Annotated in this window: 13 protein-coding genes; 4 read left to right on the top strand and 9 right to left on the bottom strand. The window is 73.3% G+C overall.

Translation table 11 applies throughout. The features are described 5' to 3' along the window. The first annotated feature begins 57 nt into the window (after positions 1-57). From E1211_RS07810 to E1211_RS07795, 4 genes are read left to right on the top strand one after another with little or no spacing between them, the layout of a single operon-like run. Complete coding sequence (locus tag E1211_RS07810; protein WP_132346918.1) at positions 58-393, top strand: L-rhamnose mutarotase; 336 nt, start codon at positions 58-60, stop codon at positions 391-393. Next, the gene (locus E1211_RS07805) at positions 390-1,400 is read left to right on the top strand and encodes an aldo/keto reductase (RefSeq protein WP_132346916.1); all 1,011 of its coding nucleotides are present in this window, start codon (positions 390-392) and stop codon (positions 1,398-1,400) included. The genes E1211_RS07810 and E1211_RS07805 overlap by 4 nt, the downstream gene beginning before the upstream one ends. Next, positions 1,397-2,248 (top strand): amidohydrolase, encoded by an 852-nt coding sequence (locus tag E1211_RS07800; protein ID WP_132346914.1) that lies wholly within the window; start codon positions 1,397-1,399, stop codon positions 2,246-2,248. The genes E1211_RS07805 and E1211_RS07800 overlap by 4 nt, the downstream gene beginning before the upstream one ends. Positions 2,249-2,290: 42 nt before the next feature. Then, a complete protein-coding gene (locus E1211_RS07795; RefSeq protein WP_132346912.1) occupies positions 2,291-2,962 on the top strand; it encodes a FadR/GntR family transcriptional regulator in 672 nt (223 codons plus the stop codon). A gap of 118 nt (positions 2,963-3,080) precedes the next feature. Here the strand turns inward: E1211_RS07795 and E1211_RS07790 are convergent, their stop codons facing one another. The 9 genes from E1211_RS07790 to E1211_RS07750 all read right to left on the bottom strand — a co-directional run. Beyond that, a complete protein-coding gene (locus E1211_RS07790) occupies positions 3,081-4,508 on the bottom strand; it encodes a rhamnulokinase family protein (protein ID WP_243709409.1) in 1,428 nt (475 codons plus the stop codon). Further along, positions 4,505-4,720: a LuxR C-terminal-related transcriptional regulator gene (locus tag E1211_RS07785; protein WP_132346910.1), complete on the bottom strand. Its 216-nt coding sequence runs from the start codon at positions 4,718-4,720 to the stop codon at positions 4,505-4,507. The genes E1211_RS07790 and E1211_RS07785 overlap by 4 nt, the downstream gene beginning before the upstream one ends. A gap of 16 nt (positions 4,721-4,736) precedes the next feature. Continuing rightward, complete coding sequence (locus E1211_RS07780) at positions 4,737-6,770, bottom strand: bifunctional aldolase/short-chain dehydrogenase (RefSeq protein WP_132346908.1); 2,034 nt, start codon at positions 6,768-6,770, stop codon at positions 4,737-4,739. A gap of 31 nt (positions 6,771-6,801) precedes the next feature. Continuing rightward, on the bottom strand, positions 6,802-7,983 hold the full coding sequence (rhaI, locus tag E1211_RS07775; RefSeq protein ID WP_132346906.1) for an L-rhamnose isomerase: 1,182 nt from the start codon (positions 7,981-7,983) through the stop codon (positions 6,802-6,804). Continuing rightward, complete coding sequence (locus tag E1211_RS07770) at positions 7,980-8,333, bottom strand: L-rhamnose mutarotase (protein WP_132346904.1); 354 nt, start codon at positions 8,331-8,333, stop codon at positions 7,980-7,982. Before E1211_RS07770 ends, rhaI begins: the two co-directional genes overlap by 4 nt. Positions 8,334-8,399: 66 nt before the next feature. Then, entirely contained in the window at positions 8,400-9,485 is a 1,086-nt protein-coding gene (gene rhaS / locus E1211_RS07765; protein ID WP_132346902.1) for a rhamnose ABC transporter substrate-binding protein, read from the bottom strand. Between the two features lie 31 nt (positions 9,486-9,516). Then, a complete protein-coding gene (locus tag E1211_RS07760; protein ID WP_243709408.1) occupies positions 9,517-10,581 on the bottom strand; it encodes an ABC transporter permease in 1,065 nt (354 codons plus the stop codon). After that, complete coding sequence (locus E1211_RS07755) at positions 10,571-11,626, bottom strand: ABC transporter permease (RefSeq protein WP_243709407.1); 1,056 nt, start codon at positions 11,624-11,626, stop codon at positions 10,571-10,573. The genes E1211_RS07760 and E1211_RS07755 overlap by 11 nt, the downstream gene beginning before the upstream one ends. After that, positions 11,623-12,704: sugar ABC transporter ATP-binding protein (locus E1211_RS07750; protein ID WP_132346900.1), on the bottom strand; the 1,082-nt coding region annotated here is incomplete at its 5' end. The genes E1211_RS07750 and E1211_RS07755, both read right to left, overlap by 4 nt.

Raw genomic sequence — 12,704 nt, 5'->3', positions numbered from 1 at the left:
CCCTCATCGTCCCGGCCGCCGTCGGCGGCCCGACCGGTAGCGAGAAGGAGCGCGCCGATGCGGCGGATCGCCCTGCACACCCGGCTCAAGCCGGGCCGCGAACACGAGTACGACGACGTCCACGCGACCATACCGGCGGAGCTGGCCGCCGCGATCCACGCGGCGGGCGTCCACGGTTGGTGGATCTGGCGGGACGGACCAGACCTGTTCCACCTGGTGGAGGTCGAGGACTACCGGCGGATGCGGGACGAACTGCGCGACCACCCGGCGAACGTCGCGTGGCAGGCCCGGATGGCCACGCTGCTCGACGTGGCCGACGACTACTCGGGCACGGACACGGGGCTCCCCCTGGTCTGGGCGTTGCCCGGCGCGCCGGGCGGGGCGACCGCGTGACCGGCGTCCGGGTGGGACGGTCCCGGGTGACCGTGAGCCGGGTCGGGCTGGGCTGCGCCCAGCTCGGCAACCTCTACACACCGATCGGTGAGGCGGAGGCGATCGCCACCGTCCGGGCGGCCTGGGACCACGGCGTCCGCTACTTCGACACCGCGCCGCACTACGGTCTCGGGCTCTCCGAGCGCCGGCTCGGCGACGCGCTGCGCACCCTGCCGCGCGGCGCCTACGCGGTCAGCACGAAGGTGGGCCGGCTGCTCGTACCGGACCGGTCCGGGGCCGGCCGGCGCGACCCCGAGGGTTTCCACGTGCCGGCCGACCACCGGCGGGTGTGGGACTTCACGGCGGACGGGGTGCACCGGTCCCTGGAGGCGAGCCTCCTGCGGCTCGGCCTCGACCGGATCGACATCGCGCTGATCCACGACCCGGAGGACCACCAGACGCCCGCCCTGGAGCAGGCCTATCCGGCGCTGCACGAGCTGCGGGCCCAGGGCGTCATCGGGGCCATCGGTGTCGGTTCGAAACAGACGCGGGTGCTGCACCGGTTCGTCGCCGAGACCGACGTCGACGCGGTCATGGTCGCCGGCCGGTACACGCTGCTGGAGCAGCCCGCACTCGACGCGCTGCTGCCGGAGTGTCAGCGGCGCGGTGTCTCGGTGCTCAACTCGGGGGTCTTCAACAGCGGGCTGCTCGCCGTGGCCGATCCGCACCCCGGCCTGCCCTACGAGTACGCCGAGGCGCCGGGCGGGATGCTCGCCCGCGCCCGGGCGATCGCCGCGGTCTGCGCCCGGCACGGGACGACACTGCCGGCCTCCGCGCTCGCCTTCGCCGCCGCGCACCCGGCCGTCGCCACGCTGGTGGTCGGCGCGCACGATCCGGAACAGGTCCGGCGCAACGTGGCGCTGGCCGCCACGGAGCCGCCACCCGGCGAGTTCTGGGCGGAGCTGGTCGCCGAGGGACTGCTGCGCCCCGACGCGGCCCTGCCCACAGCCCCGGTGGTGGCCGCGTGATCGTCGACGCACACCACCACCTCTGGCGGGTCGAGGACGGCTACCGCTGGCTGGACGCGCCCGAACTCGCCCCGATCCGGCGCTCCTTCGGCCCGGCGGAGCTGGAGCCCGAGCTGGCGGCCGCGGGCATCGACCGGACGGTGCTCGTGGAGGGTGGCCGCTGCGACACCGCCGAGGCCGCCCTCCTGTTCGGCTACGCCCAGCGCTGCACCGTGATCGCCGGAGTGGTGGCCTGGGCCGACCTCGCCGACCCCGCGCTCGCCGAGACGATCGCGGCCTACCGGCGCCTGCCCGGCGGCGACCGTCTCGTCGGCGTCCGCCCCCAGCTGCAGGCCGAGACCGACCCGGCCTACCTGGACCACCCACCGGTCCGGCGCGGTCTGCGCACGGTCGCCGACGCGGGGTTGGCCCTCGACGTGGTCTGCCGCGACGACCAGCTGCCCGCCGTGGCGCGGGCCGCCCGGGACGTACCCGAGCTGCGGTTCGTCCTCGACCATCTGGGCAAGCCGCGGATCCGCGACGGCGCCCGGGGGCTGGCCGATTGGGCGGGGCCGTTCGCGGCGCTGGCCGCCCGGCCGAACGTCACGGCGAAGCTCTCCGGGCTGGTGACCGAGGCGGACCGGGACCGGTGGCGGGTGGCCGACCTGCGGCCGTTCGTGACCGAGGCGGTCGACCGGTTCGGCCCGCACCGGTTGATGTTCGGGTCCGACTGGCCCGTGTGCCGGCTCGCCGCCGACTACCAGGGCGTGCTCGCCGCGTTGTCCGGGGCGCTGCCGCCCCTGACCGAGCGGGAACGGTCGGCGGTGTTCGGCGACACCGCCGTGCGCACCTACCGGCTCCGGCGCTGAGCAGTCCCATACGCTGCGCTGCGAAAGAGGGCGGAGGAGAACGTGGCTGTCACGGACGAGGCGATCGACAAGATCAAACAGATGATCCTCGCCGGCGAGTTGCGCCCCGGCGACCGGCTACCCCGTGAACCGGACCTGGCCGAACGGCTCGGCCTGTCCCGCAACTCCCTGCGCGAGGCCGTCAAGGCGCTCTCGCTGATCCGGGTGCTCGACGTACGCCAGGGCGACGGGACGTACGTGACGAGCCTGGACCCGGCCCTGCTGCTCGACGCGCTGAGTTTCGTCGTCGACTTCCACCGCGACGACACCGTGCTGGAGTTCCTCGAGGTCCGGCGGATCCTCGAACCGGGGGCGACCGCGCTCGCCGCGCAGCGGGCGACCGTCGAGGACATCGCCGCCCTGCGCGACGTCCTCGACGGGCTCGGCGACGACCCGAGCATCGACGAACTCGTCGCCAACGACCTGGAGTTCCACCGGCTGATCGCGGTCTGCGCGGGCAACAACGTGCTCACGTCGCTGTTGGACAGCCTCTCCGGCCCGACCACCCGCGCCCGCGTCTGGCGGGGCCTGACCCAGGAGGGCGCCGTCGCCAGGACCCGGGAGCAGCACGCCGCCATCCTGGAGGCGGTCGCCTCCCGGCAGGCCGACCTGGCCCGATCCTGGGCCACCGTGCACGTCGCGGGCGTCGAGGAGTGGCTTCGTCGGGTCCTCTGACCGGCGACCGGAACGGCGCTCGCCCGACGGGCGCCCCGGCGGCTCCGGCGGGCCCTCGACCAGCACCGGCCGCCCGGTACCGGGCCGGTCGAGGTCGCGGTGACCGCCGCTCCCGCCGTCAGCCGCCCAACCGCTGCTCGGCGGCCCGCCACGCCGCCTCCGCCCCGCGCGGCTCGTACCGCACGACCCGCTGGGTGTCGCGGATGAGCGCCCGCAGCGCCGGCAGGTCGCCCTCGACGGCACCGGCGGTCCTCGCCTGCACCAGCACGTTGCCGAACGCGGTCGCCTCCACCGGGCCGGCGAGCACCGGCAGGCCGCAGGCGTCCGCCGTCAGCTGACAGAGCAGGGCGTTGCGGGCACCACCCCCGACCATGTGCACGGTCTCCACCTGCCGGCCGGAGAGCCGCTGCGCCTGGCGTACCGCGCGGCGATGCGCCAACGCCAGGCTGTCGAGGATGCACCGGACGGTGGCGGCCGGCGTGGTCGGCACGGGCTCGCCGGCGCGGCGGCAGGCCTGCGCGAGACGCGCCGGCATGTCACCCGGCGGCAGGAACACCGGGTCGTCGGGGTCCACCACCGACCGGAACGCGGGTTCGGCCCCGGCCCGCCGCAGCAGGTCGGGCAGGTCCGGGCCGCCCCAGGCCCGCACCGACTCCTGGAGCAGCCACAGCCCCATGACGTTGCGCAGGTAGCGGACCGTGCCGTCGACACCGGACTCGTTGGTGAAGTTCGCCCGCCGGCTCGCCTCGGTGAGCACCGGCGCGTCCAGCTCGACCCCCACCAGCGACCAGGTGCCGCAGGAGATGTAGGCGAAGTTCTCCCTCGACGCCGGCACGCCGACCACCGCCGACGCGGTGTCGTGCGAGCCGACCGCCACCACGTCCGGCTCCCCCGGCAACCCCAGCGCGGGTAGGACCCGCCCGATCCGGCTGCCCGCCTCGCGCAGCGGCGGGAAGAGCTCCGGCCGGATCCCGGCGTCGACCATCAACTCGGTGGCCCAGGCTCGTCGGCGCACGTCGTAGAGCTGGGTGGTCGAGGCGTTGGTGACCTCGGCGCCGACCTCACCGGTGAGCCAGTACGCGACGAGGTCCGGGATCAGCAGCAGCCACCGGGCGACGTCGAGCTGGGGCGTACCGCGGGCGGCGGCGAGCTGGTAGATGGTGTTGAACGGCAGCTGCTGCAGCCCGGTCGTCGCGTACAGCCGCTCCCGGCCCAGCCGGGTCGCCAGCCGCTCGGCCACACCGTCGGTACGCCCGTCGCGGTAGTGCACCGGGTTGCCCAGCAGCGCGCCGGAGGTGTCGAGGAGCCCGTAGTCGACGGCCCAGGAGTCGACGCCGACACTCGTGACCGGGCCGGCGGCGCGCAGGCCGTCGAGCACCCCCCGCACCAGCGCGAGGATGTCCCAGTGCAGGGTGCCGCCCACCCGCACCGGCTCGTTGGCGAACCGGTGCACCTCGGTGAGGTCGAGCACGCCGGGGCCCACGCGGCCGACCATCACCCGGCCGCTGGACGCGCCGAGGTCCACCGCGGCGACCCGGATGCTCACAGCAGCCCCCGCCGGGCCGCCCACACCACCGCCTGGATCCGCGCGGTGACGCCGAGCCGGTCACAGATCGCCCGGACCCGACGGCGGACGGTCCGCTCGGAGAGCCCCGTCCGCCGGGCCACGGTCTCCAGCGGCAGCCCCGTCGCCATAAGGCGCAACAGCCGCAGGTCCTCCGCGTCGAGCACCGGGTCCCCCACCTGATTCGTCGTCATCCGGCACCGACCCGGGTCAGCGGAGAAAGGCCGCGGCGACACCGGCGTCGACCGGGACGTGCATTCCGGTCGTGTGCGACAGCTCTCCGGCGGTGAGCACGAAGACCGCGTTGGCGACGTGCTCCGGCAGCACCTCCTGCTTGAGCAGGGTGCGCTGCGCGTAGAACTCGCCGAGCTTCTCCTCCGGCACGCCGTAGACGGCGGCGCGCTGGGCGCCCCACCCGCGGGCGAAGATGCCGGAGCCACGCACCACCCCGTCGGGGTTGACGCCGTTGACCCGGATGCCGTGCCCGCCGAGTTCGGCCGCGAGCAGGCGTACCTGGTGCGCCTGGTCGGCCTTCGCCGCGCCGTACGCCACGTTGTTCGGCCCGGCGAAGAGCGAGTTCTTGCTGGAGATGTAGACGATGTCGCCACCCATCCCCTGGGCGGTCATGATCCGCGCGGCCTCCCGGGACACCAGGAACGAGCCCTTGGCCATCACGTCGTGCTGCAGGTCCCAGTCCGCCTCGGTGGTCTCCAGCAACGGCTTGGAGATGGAGAGCCCGGCGTTGTTGACCACCAGGTCCACGCCGCCGAACGCGAGCACCGCCGCGCGCAGCGCGGCGGTGACGGCCGTACCGTCGGTGACGTCGGCCGTGACGGCGACCGCCACGTCGGCGCCGCCGATCTCGGCGGCCACGGTGGCCGCCGCCCCGGCGTCGCGGTCGGCGACCACCACGCAGGCGCCCTCGGCCGCGAGCCGGTGCGCCGTGGCCCGGCCGATGCCGGAGCCGCCGCCGGTGACGAAGGCGACGCGGGCGGCGAGGGGCTTCGGCTTCGGCAGCCGCTGGAGCTTCGCCTCCTCCAGCGCCCAGTACTCGATGCGGAACTTCTCGGCCTCGTCGATCGGGGCGTACCGCGACACGGACTCCGCGCCGCGCATCACGTTCACGGCGTTGACGTAGAACTCCCCGGCGACCCGGGCGGTCTGCTTGTTCGCGCCGAAGCTGAACATGCCGACGCCCGGCACGAGGACGATCGCCGGGTCGGCGCCGCGCATCGGTGGGCTCTGCGGCGTGGCGTGCCGCTGGTAGTAGGCCCGGTAGTCCTCGCGGTAGGCGGCGTGCAGCTCCCGCAGCCGGGCGACCGTCTCGGTCAGCGGCGCGGTGGGCGGCAGGTCGAGCACGAGCGGACGGACCTTGGTGCGCAGGAAGTGGTCCGGGCAGGACGTGCCGAGCGCCGCGAGCGCGGGGTGCCGCTCCCGGGCGAGGAAGTCGAGCACGACGTCGCCGTCGGTGAAGTGACCGACCTGCGGCCGGTCGGTCGAGGCGAGGCCGCGCAGCACCGGCGCGAGGGCGGCCGCGCGGTCCCGGCGCTCCTCCGGCGGCAGCGGCGCGTACCCGTCGAGCACCGGGCCGAACGGCTCCGCCCGGCCGTGCCCGTCGAGGTACGCCTGGGCGGTCCGGATGATCTCCAAGGAGCGCCGCTCGCACTCCTCGCCGGTCGCCCCCCAGGCGGTGATGCCGTGCCCGCCGAGGATCACGCCGATCGCCTGCGGGTTGGCCCTCGCCACGGCGGCGATGTCGAGCCCGAGCTGGAAGCCGGGCCGGCGCCACGGCACCCAGAGCACCCGGTCGCCGAAAATCTCCTTGGTCAGCTCGGGCCCGTCGGCGGCGGCGGCGATCGCGATGCCGGCGTCCGGGTGCAGGTGGTCCACGTGCGCCGCGTCGACCAGGCCGTGCATCGCCGTGTCGATCGACGGCGCGGCCCCGCCGAGGCCGTGCCGGCAGTAGTCGAAGGCGGCGACCATCTCGTCCTCCCGCTCGACGCCCGGGTAGACGTCGACGAGGGCGCGCAGCCGGTCCAGCCGCAGCACCGCCAGACCGGCCTCGGTGAGCGTCCCGAGATCGCCGCCGGAGCCCTTCACCCACAACAGCTCCACGGCACCGCCGGTGACCGGGTCGGTGGCCCGGCCCTTGGCCGAGGTGTTGCCCCCGGCGTAGTTCGTCGTGGTCGGGTCGGCCCCGAGCCGGTTGCTCCGCGCGATCAGCGCCTCAACCTCGGAGTGCATCGTCCTCACGTCCCTTGTGGTTCGGTGGTGGTCAGGCGCCCCAGCCGGCCTGCTGCCCGCCGGCCCGTTCGCTGCGGATGCGCGCGAAGTAGCCGGAGCGGGCGTACGCGGCGATCGGGTCGGGGTCCAGGCCGGCTTCGGCCCGCAGCTCGGCGAGCAGGGGACGGACGTCGGTGTGGTAGGCGTCCATCAGCACCGCGTTCGCGCCGAGCACGTCACCGGCCCGCTGGGCGGCGGCCAGCGCGTCGGCGTCGACGAGCAGCGCCTTGGCGGTCGCCTCCTGCACGTTCAGCACCGACCGGATGATCGCGGGGATCTTCGGCTCGATGTTGTGGCACTGGTCGAGCATGAACGCGATCCCGGCCTGCGGCCGCAGCGCGTCGCCCCCCACGATCTCGCGCATGATCCGGAACAGCTGGAACGGGTCCGCGGCGCCGACCATCAGGTCGTCGTCGGCGTAGAAGCGGGAGTTGAAGTCGAAACCGCCGAGCTTCCCGGCGCGCAGCAGGAACGCCACGATGAACTCGATGTTGGTGCCGGGCGCGTGGTGGCCGGTGTCGATGACCACCTGCGCCTTCGGCCCGAGCTCCACGCAGTGCGCGTACGCGGTACCCCAGTCGGGCACGTCGGTGGTGTAGAAGGCCGGTTCGAAGAGCTTGTACTCCAGCAGCATCCGCTGGTCGGCACCGAGCCGGTCGTACGCCTCGCGCAGCGCCGCGGCGAGCCGGTCCTGCCGGGCCCGGATGTCGTCCTGCCCCGGGTAGTTGGTGCCGTCGGAGAACCAGAGCTTCAGGTCACGCGAGCCGGTGCGGTCCATGATGTCGACGCATTCGAGCAGGTGGTCGATCGCCTTGCGCCGGACTCCCGGGTCGGGATTGGTGACGCTGCCCAGCCGGTAGTCGTTGTCCTGGAACACGTTGGCGTTGATCGCGCCCAGCGCCACGCCCTGGTCCGCCGCGTACCGGGCCAGGTCGGCGTAGTCGTCGACGCGGTCCCACGGGATGTGCAGCGCGACGGTGGGAGCCACCCCGGTGAGCCGGTGCACCATCGCCGCGTCGGCGATCTTCTCGTACGGGTCACGCGGCACGCCCTCCTGGGGGAACACCTTGAAACGGGTGCCGGAGTTGGCGTACGCCCAGGAGGGGGTCTCGATGCGCTGGGCGCGCAGGGCCTGCGTGACCCGGTCACGGGTCGGCGCGTCGGGGTGGGTCATGGCGTTTCTCCCGTCTGCGCGGCGAGCTGAGCCGCAAGGTTGAAGATCTCGTCCAGCGGCCGCATGGCGCGGTCGGGGGTGTCCTGGTCGAGGTCGAGGAAGTACGGCGCCATCTGCGCCTGCCAGCGGGCGTTGACGTCGCGGGCCTGCATGGCGGCCTGGACCGCCGCGAAGTCGTCGGTCACCAGGAACCCGACGAGCAGGCCGTCCTCGCGGAGGAAGAGCGAGTAGTCGTGCCATCCGCACTCGGCCAGCGCGGTGAGCATCTCGGGCCAGACCCGCTCGTGCCGGGCGCGGTACTCGGCCAGCCGTTCCGGGTCGACCTGGAGGGTGAAGCAGACGCGGGGCATGGTTCTCCCGTCGGTGCCTCCGGGTGATGGTGCCGGCGCCGGGACGCCGGCACCACCACCCGGAGCTCAGAAGTCGAACTGGTCGATGTTGTTCTTGTCGAAGACGGTGGGTGGGCCGAGGACGACCACGCCGTCCGTGCCGACGGTGTACTCGCCGAGCTTGCCGGCCGTGAACTTCTCGCCCTCGGCGCCGGTGACCTGCCCCGAGGCCAGCGCCGCGCCCGCGTACGCCGCGAGGTAACCCAGGTCGGCCGGGTTCCACAGGGCGAACGCGTCGACGGTGCCGTCCTTGACGTACTGGCGCATCTGGTTCGGCGTGCCGAGGCCGGTCAGCTTGACCTTGCCCTTGTACTGGGAGCCGCTCAGGTAACGGGCGGCGGCCGCGACGCCGACGGTGGTCGGCGAGATGATGCCCTTGAGGTTCGGGTACGACTGCAGCAGGCCCTGGGTCTCCTGGAACGACTTCTGGTCGTCGTCGTTGCCGTACGCGACGGTGACCAGATTGATCTTGCTGTACTCGGGCTTCGTCAGCTCCTGCCTCATCAGCTCGATCCAGGCGTTCTGGTTTGTCGCGTTGGCGGTGGCGGAGAGGACCGCGATCTCACCGGCGCCGCCGATCTGCGTCGAGATGAGCTTGACCTGCGTCTCGGCGATGCCCTCGGCGGTCGCCTGGTTGACGAAGATCTGCCGGCACTCCGGCTTGGTGTCCGAGTCGAAGGTGACGATCTTGGCACCGGCCGCCTTCGCCTGGTTGAGGGCGCCGCAGATCGCGTTGGGGTCGTTCGCCGAGGTCACGATCACGTCCATCCCCTGCTGGGACAGCGTGTTGATGTAGCTGACCTGGGAGGAGGCGCTCGCCTCGGAGGGGCCGACCTCCTTGAACTCGCCCTTGATCTCGGAGACCGCCGTCTTGCCGCCGTTGTCGGAGACGGTGAAGTAGGGGTTGTTCACCTGCTTGGGCAGGAAGGCGATCTTGAGGCCCTCCTTGATCTTCGCGTCGGGGTTGGCGGCGCCGCTGGCCTGGTTGCCGGCGCCGGAGTCGTCGCCGGAGTTCTCCCGGGTGGTGCCGCCGCAGGCCGTGGCGCTGAGCAGCAGGGCGGCGAGGGCGAGGCCGGTGGCCCCGAATCGGAAACCTCTGCGGTGCGCGGACATCGATATCCTTCCGAAGGTTGGTGGTGGGGAATCAGGGCGCGACGGGGTTCGCGCGCTGTCGTCGACGATGCAGCCGCGCACGGACGTCCGCGACCGCGTTGGGCAGCACGACGGAGGCGATGAGCAGCGCCCCCGTGACGATCGTCAGCGCGTTGGCGTCGACGTCGGCGAGTTGCAGCGCGTTGCGCAGGACACCGAGGAGCAGGACTCCGGCGACCACGCCGAGCAACCCACCCCGGCCGCCGAAGATCGACACACCGCCGAGCAGCACGGCGGTGACCACGGTGAGTTCGAGCCCGGTGGCGTTGTCGCCGCGGGCGCTCGCGTAGCGCAGGGTCCAGAAGATCCCGACCAGCCCGCAGACGGCGCCGGAGGCCACGAAGAGCCAGAACTTGGTCCGGGCGACCGAGACGCCGGCGAAGGTGGCGGCCTGGTCGTTGTTGCCCATCGCGTAGAGCGCCCGCCCCGTCGACGTCGCGTGCAGCACGACACCGAACACCAGCGCCAGCAGCAACACCGGCACGACCGCGACGGGGATCGAGGTGCCGGGGATGTTCCGCACCGCCGCGGCGGTCCAGCTCGCCGGGAAGTCGGCCACCGCCTGGTCGCCGAGCACCACGAACGACAGCCCGCGGTACAGGGCGAGGGTGCCGATGGTCACCGCCAGTGAGGGCAGGCCGAAGCCGGTGACGAAGAGCCCGTTGACCGCGCCGAGCGCACCGCCGAGCAGCACCACCAGCACGCAGATCAGCTCCAGTGAGAGCCCGCTGGAGAGCCAGAGCTGCCCCATCAGCGTGCTGCACAGACCCACCGTGCTCGCCACCGACAGGTCGATCTCGCCGGTGATGACGATCAGCGTCATGGGCAGGGCGAGCAGCGCGAGCGGCACCAGGTCGAGCAGCAGGAACTGGACGTTGCGGCCGGTGGCGAAGTTCTGCACGGACACACCGGCCAGCAGCACGGCAAGCACCAGGGCCGCCACGACGGCCGCGTCCCAGGAGCCGAGCGCGGCGCGCAGCCCGGCCAGGCGGCCGGCCGCGCGCTCGGTCTCGGCGCCGGTCGACGGCGGTGCGGCGTACAGGCTGTCATGCGCCACGGGCGCTTCTCCCTCTGAGCCGGGCCGCCATCCGTAGGGCCAGGAGCCGGTCCAGGCCGATGGCGGCGAGGATGAGCGCGCCGACCACGGCCTGCTGCCAGAACGGGTCGATGCGCAGGACGGCCAGCGAGCTGCCGATCGTGGTGAGCAGGACGGCACCGAGCGCCGCCCCGTACGCGCTGCCGCTGCCGCCGAAGATCGCCACGCCGCCCACCACCGCCGCCGCGACGACCTGGAGTTCCAGGCCCGTACCGGCGGCCGCGTCGAGGGTGCCGAACCGGGCCGCGTAGAGCACGCCGGCGAGGCCGGCGAGCGCCCCGCTGGCCACGAAGACGGCGAAGACGCGCCGGCCGACGGGGATGCCGGAGAGCCGGGCGGCGGCCGGCTCCGAGCCGATGGCGTAGAGCTCCCGCCCGCTGCGGTACGAGCGCAGGTAGTAGCCGACGGCGGCGACGACGACCACGGCGACCAGGAAGAGCACGGGTACGCCGAGCACCGTCTGGTTGCCCAGCCGCAGGAACGACCGGGGCATGTCGGCGGCGTTGATCTGCCGCCCGGACGCCCAGTAGTAGTCGACGCCGCGGAAGGCGTAGAGGGTGCCGAGCGTGATGACGAGCGCGGGGACCTTCGCGACCGCGATCAGCCCGCCGTTCACCGCGCCGCAGACCGCGCCGAGCCCCACCCCGAGCAGGAGCGCGACCGGCCAGGGCAGGCCGGGGGCGACGAGGAAGAGGGACCCGGTCGAGAAGGCGACCAGGCCGAGGATCGACCCGACCGACAGGTCGACGTTGCGGGTGACGATGACCAGGGTCTGGCCGACCGCGAGGATGACCAGGATCGCGCAGCCCAGCAGCAGGTCCTTGACGCTCTGCCCGCTCAGGAAGCGGTCGTTGCGCAGCGTGGTGACCAGGACCAGCGCGCCGAGGGCGAGCAGCAGGCTCAATTCGCGTACGGCGAGCAGCCGTTCGGTGAGCCCCGGGCGCCCGCGGTCGGAGGACCGCTTCCCGGTGAGGCGGTCCGCCGCCCCGGTGTCCGTGAGGCTCACGCCGTCACCCCCTGCCCGGTGGCGGCGAACATGACAGTTGTCTCGTCCGCCTCGGCCCGGGACAGTTCGCGGACCACACGCCCCTCGTGCATGACGAGGATCCGGTCGGCCATGCCGAGCACCTCGGGCAGCTCGCTGCTGATCATCAGGATGGCCAGCCCTTCGTTCGCCAGCTCGGAGAGGAGCCGATGGACCTCGGCCTTCGTGCCGACGTCGATGCCGCGGGTGGGCTCGTCGATGATCAGGACCCGCGGCTCGGTGGCGAGCCACTTGGCGAGCACCACCTTCTGCTGGTTGCCGCCGGAGAGGGTCGCCACCGCCGCGCCGAGCCGGGACGCCTTGACCTGCAACCGTCGGGTCCACCGCTGGGCCTCGGACCGCTCGGCGCCCCCGAGCAGCAGGCCCAGCCGGCTCAGCGCCCGCCGGCGGGCCAGGGTGGCGTTGCGCTCGACCGACAGCTCCATCACCAGTCCCTGCTGGCGACGGTCCTCGGGGACCAGCGCCATGCCGGCGGCGATCGCCCGGCGGGGGCTGCCCGCCGGCAGGAGCTCGCCGGCGACGCGCACCTCCCCCGCGTCGTAGCGGTCGACGCCGAAGATCGCGCGGGCCACCTCGCTGCGGCCGGCGCCCACCAGCCCGGCGAGGGCGACTATCTCACCACCCCGGACGGTGAACGACACGTCGGCGAAGACGCCGGCGCGGCCGAGCCCGCGGACCTCCAGCAGGACGTCCCGTAGCGGGGCGTCCTGCTTGGGGTAGAGCGAGGAGACCTCCCGGCCCACCATGCGCCGCACCACCTCGTCGACGGTGAGGTCGGCGGTGCGGTCGGTGGAGACCCAGGCGCCGTCGCGCAGCACGGTGATCCGCTGGCAGAGGTCGAAGACCTCGTCGAAGCGGTGCGAGATGAACAGCACGGCCGCGCCGCGTTCGCAGAGCGACCGGGCGACCCCGAAGAGCCGCTCCACCTCGACCCCGGAGAGCGCGGCGGTCGGCTCGTCCATCACCAGGATCCGGGCGTCGAAGGAGAGCGCCTTCGCGATCTCGACGAGCTGCTGGTCCGCGATGGAGAGCCCACGGG

Source organism: Micromonospora sp. 15K316 (assembly GCF_004348525.1).
Lineage (GTDB): Bacteria > Actinomycetota > Actinomycetes > Mycobacteriales > Micromonosporaceae > Micromonospora.
This window is presented reverse-complemented; position numbering and strand designations above follow the sequence as displayed.

Excerpts from the sequence above, each read along its gene's own strand:
- E1211_RS07810 (WP_132346918.1), top strand. The coding sequence starts at position 58 with ATGCGGCGGATCGCCCTGCACACCCGGCTCAAGCCGGGCCGCGAACAC.
- E1211_RS07770 (WP_132346904.1), bottom strand. The coding sequence starts at position 8,333 with ATGCCCCGCGTCTGCTTCACCCTCCAGGTCGACCCGGAACGGCTGGCC.
- E1211_RS07780 (WP_132346908.1), bottom strand. The coding sequence starts at position 6,770 with ATGCACTCCGAGGTTGAGGCGCTGATCGCGCGGAGCAACCGGCTCGGG.
- rhaI (WP_132346906.1), bottom strand. The coding sequence starts at position 7,983 with ATGACCCACCCCGACGCGCCGACCCGTGACCGGGTCACGCAGGCCCTG.
- E1211_RS07785 (WP_132346910.1), bottom strand. The coding sequence starts at position 4,720 with ATGACGACGAATCAGGTGGGGGACCCGGTGCTCGACGCGGAGGACCTG.
- rhaS (WP_132346902.1), bottom strand. The coding sequence starts at position 9,485 with ATGTCCGCGCACCGCAGAGGTTTCCGATTCGGGGCCACCGGCCTCGCC.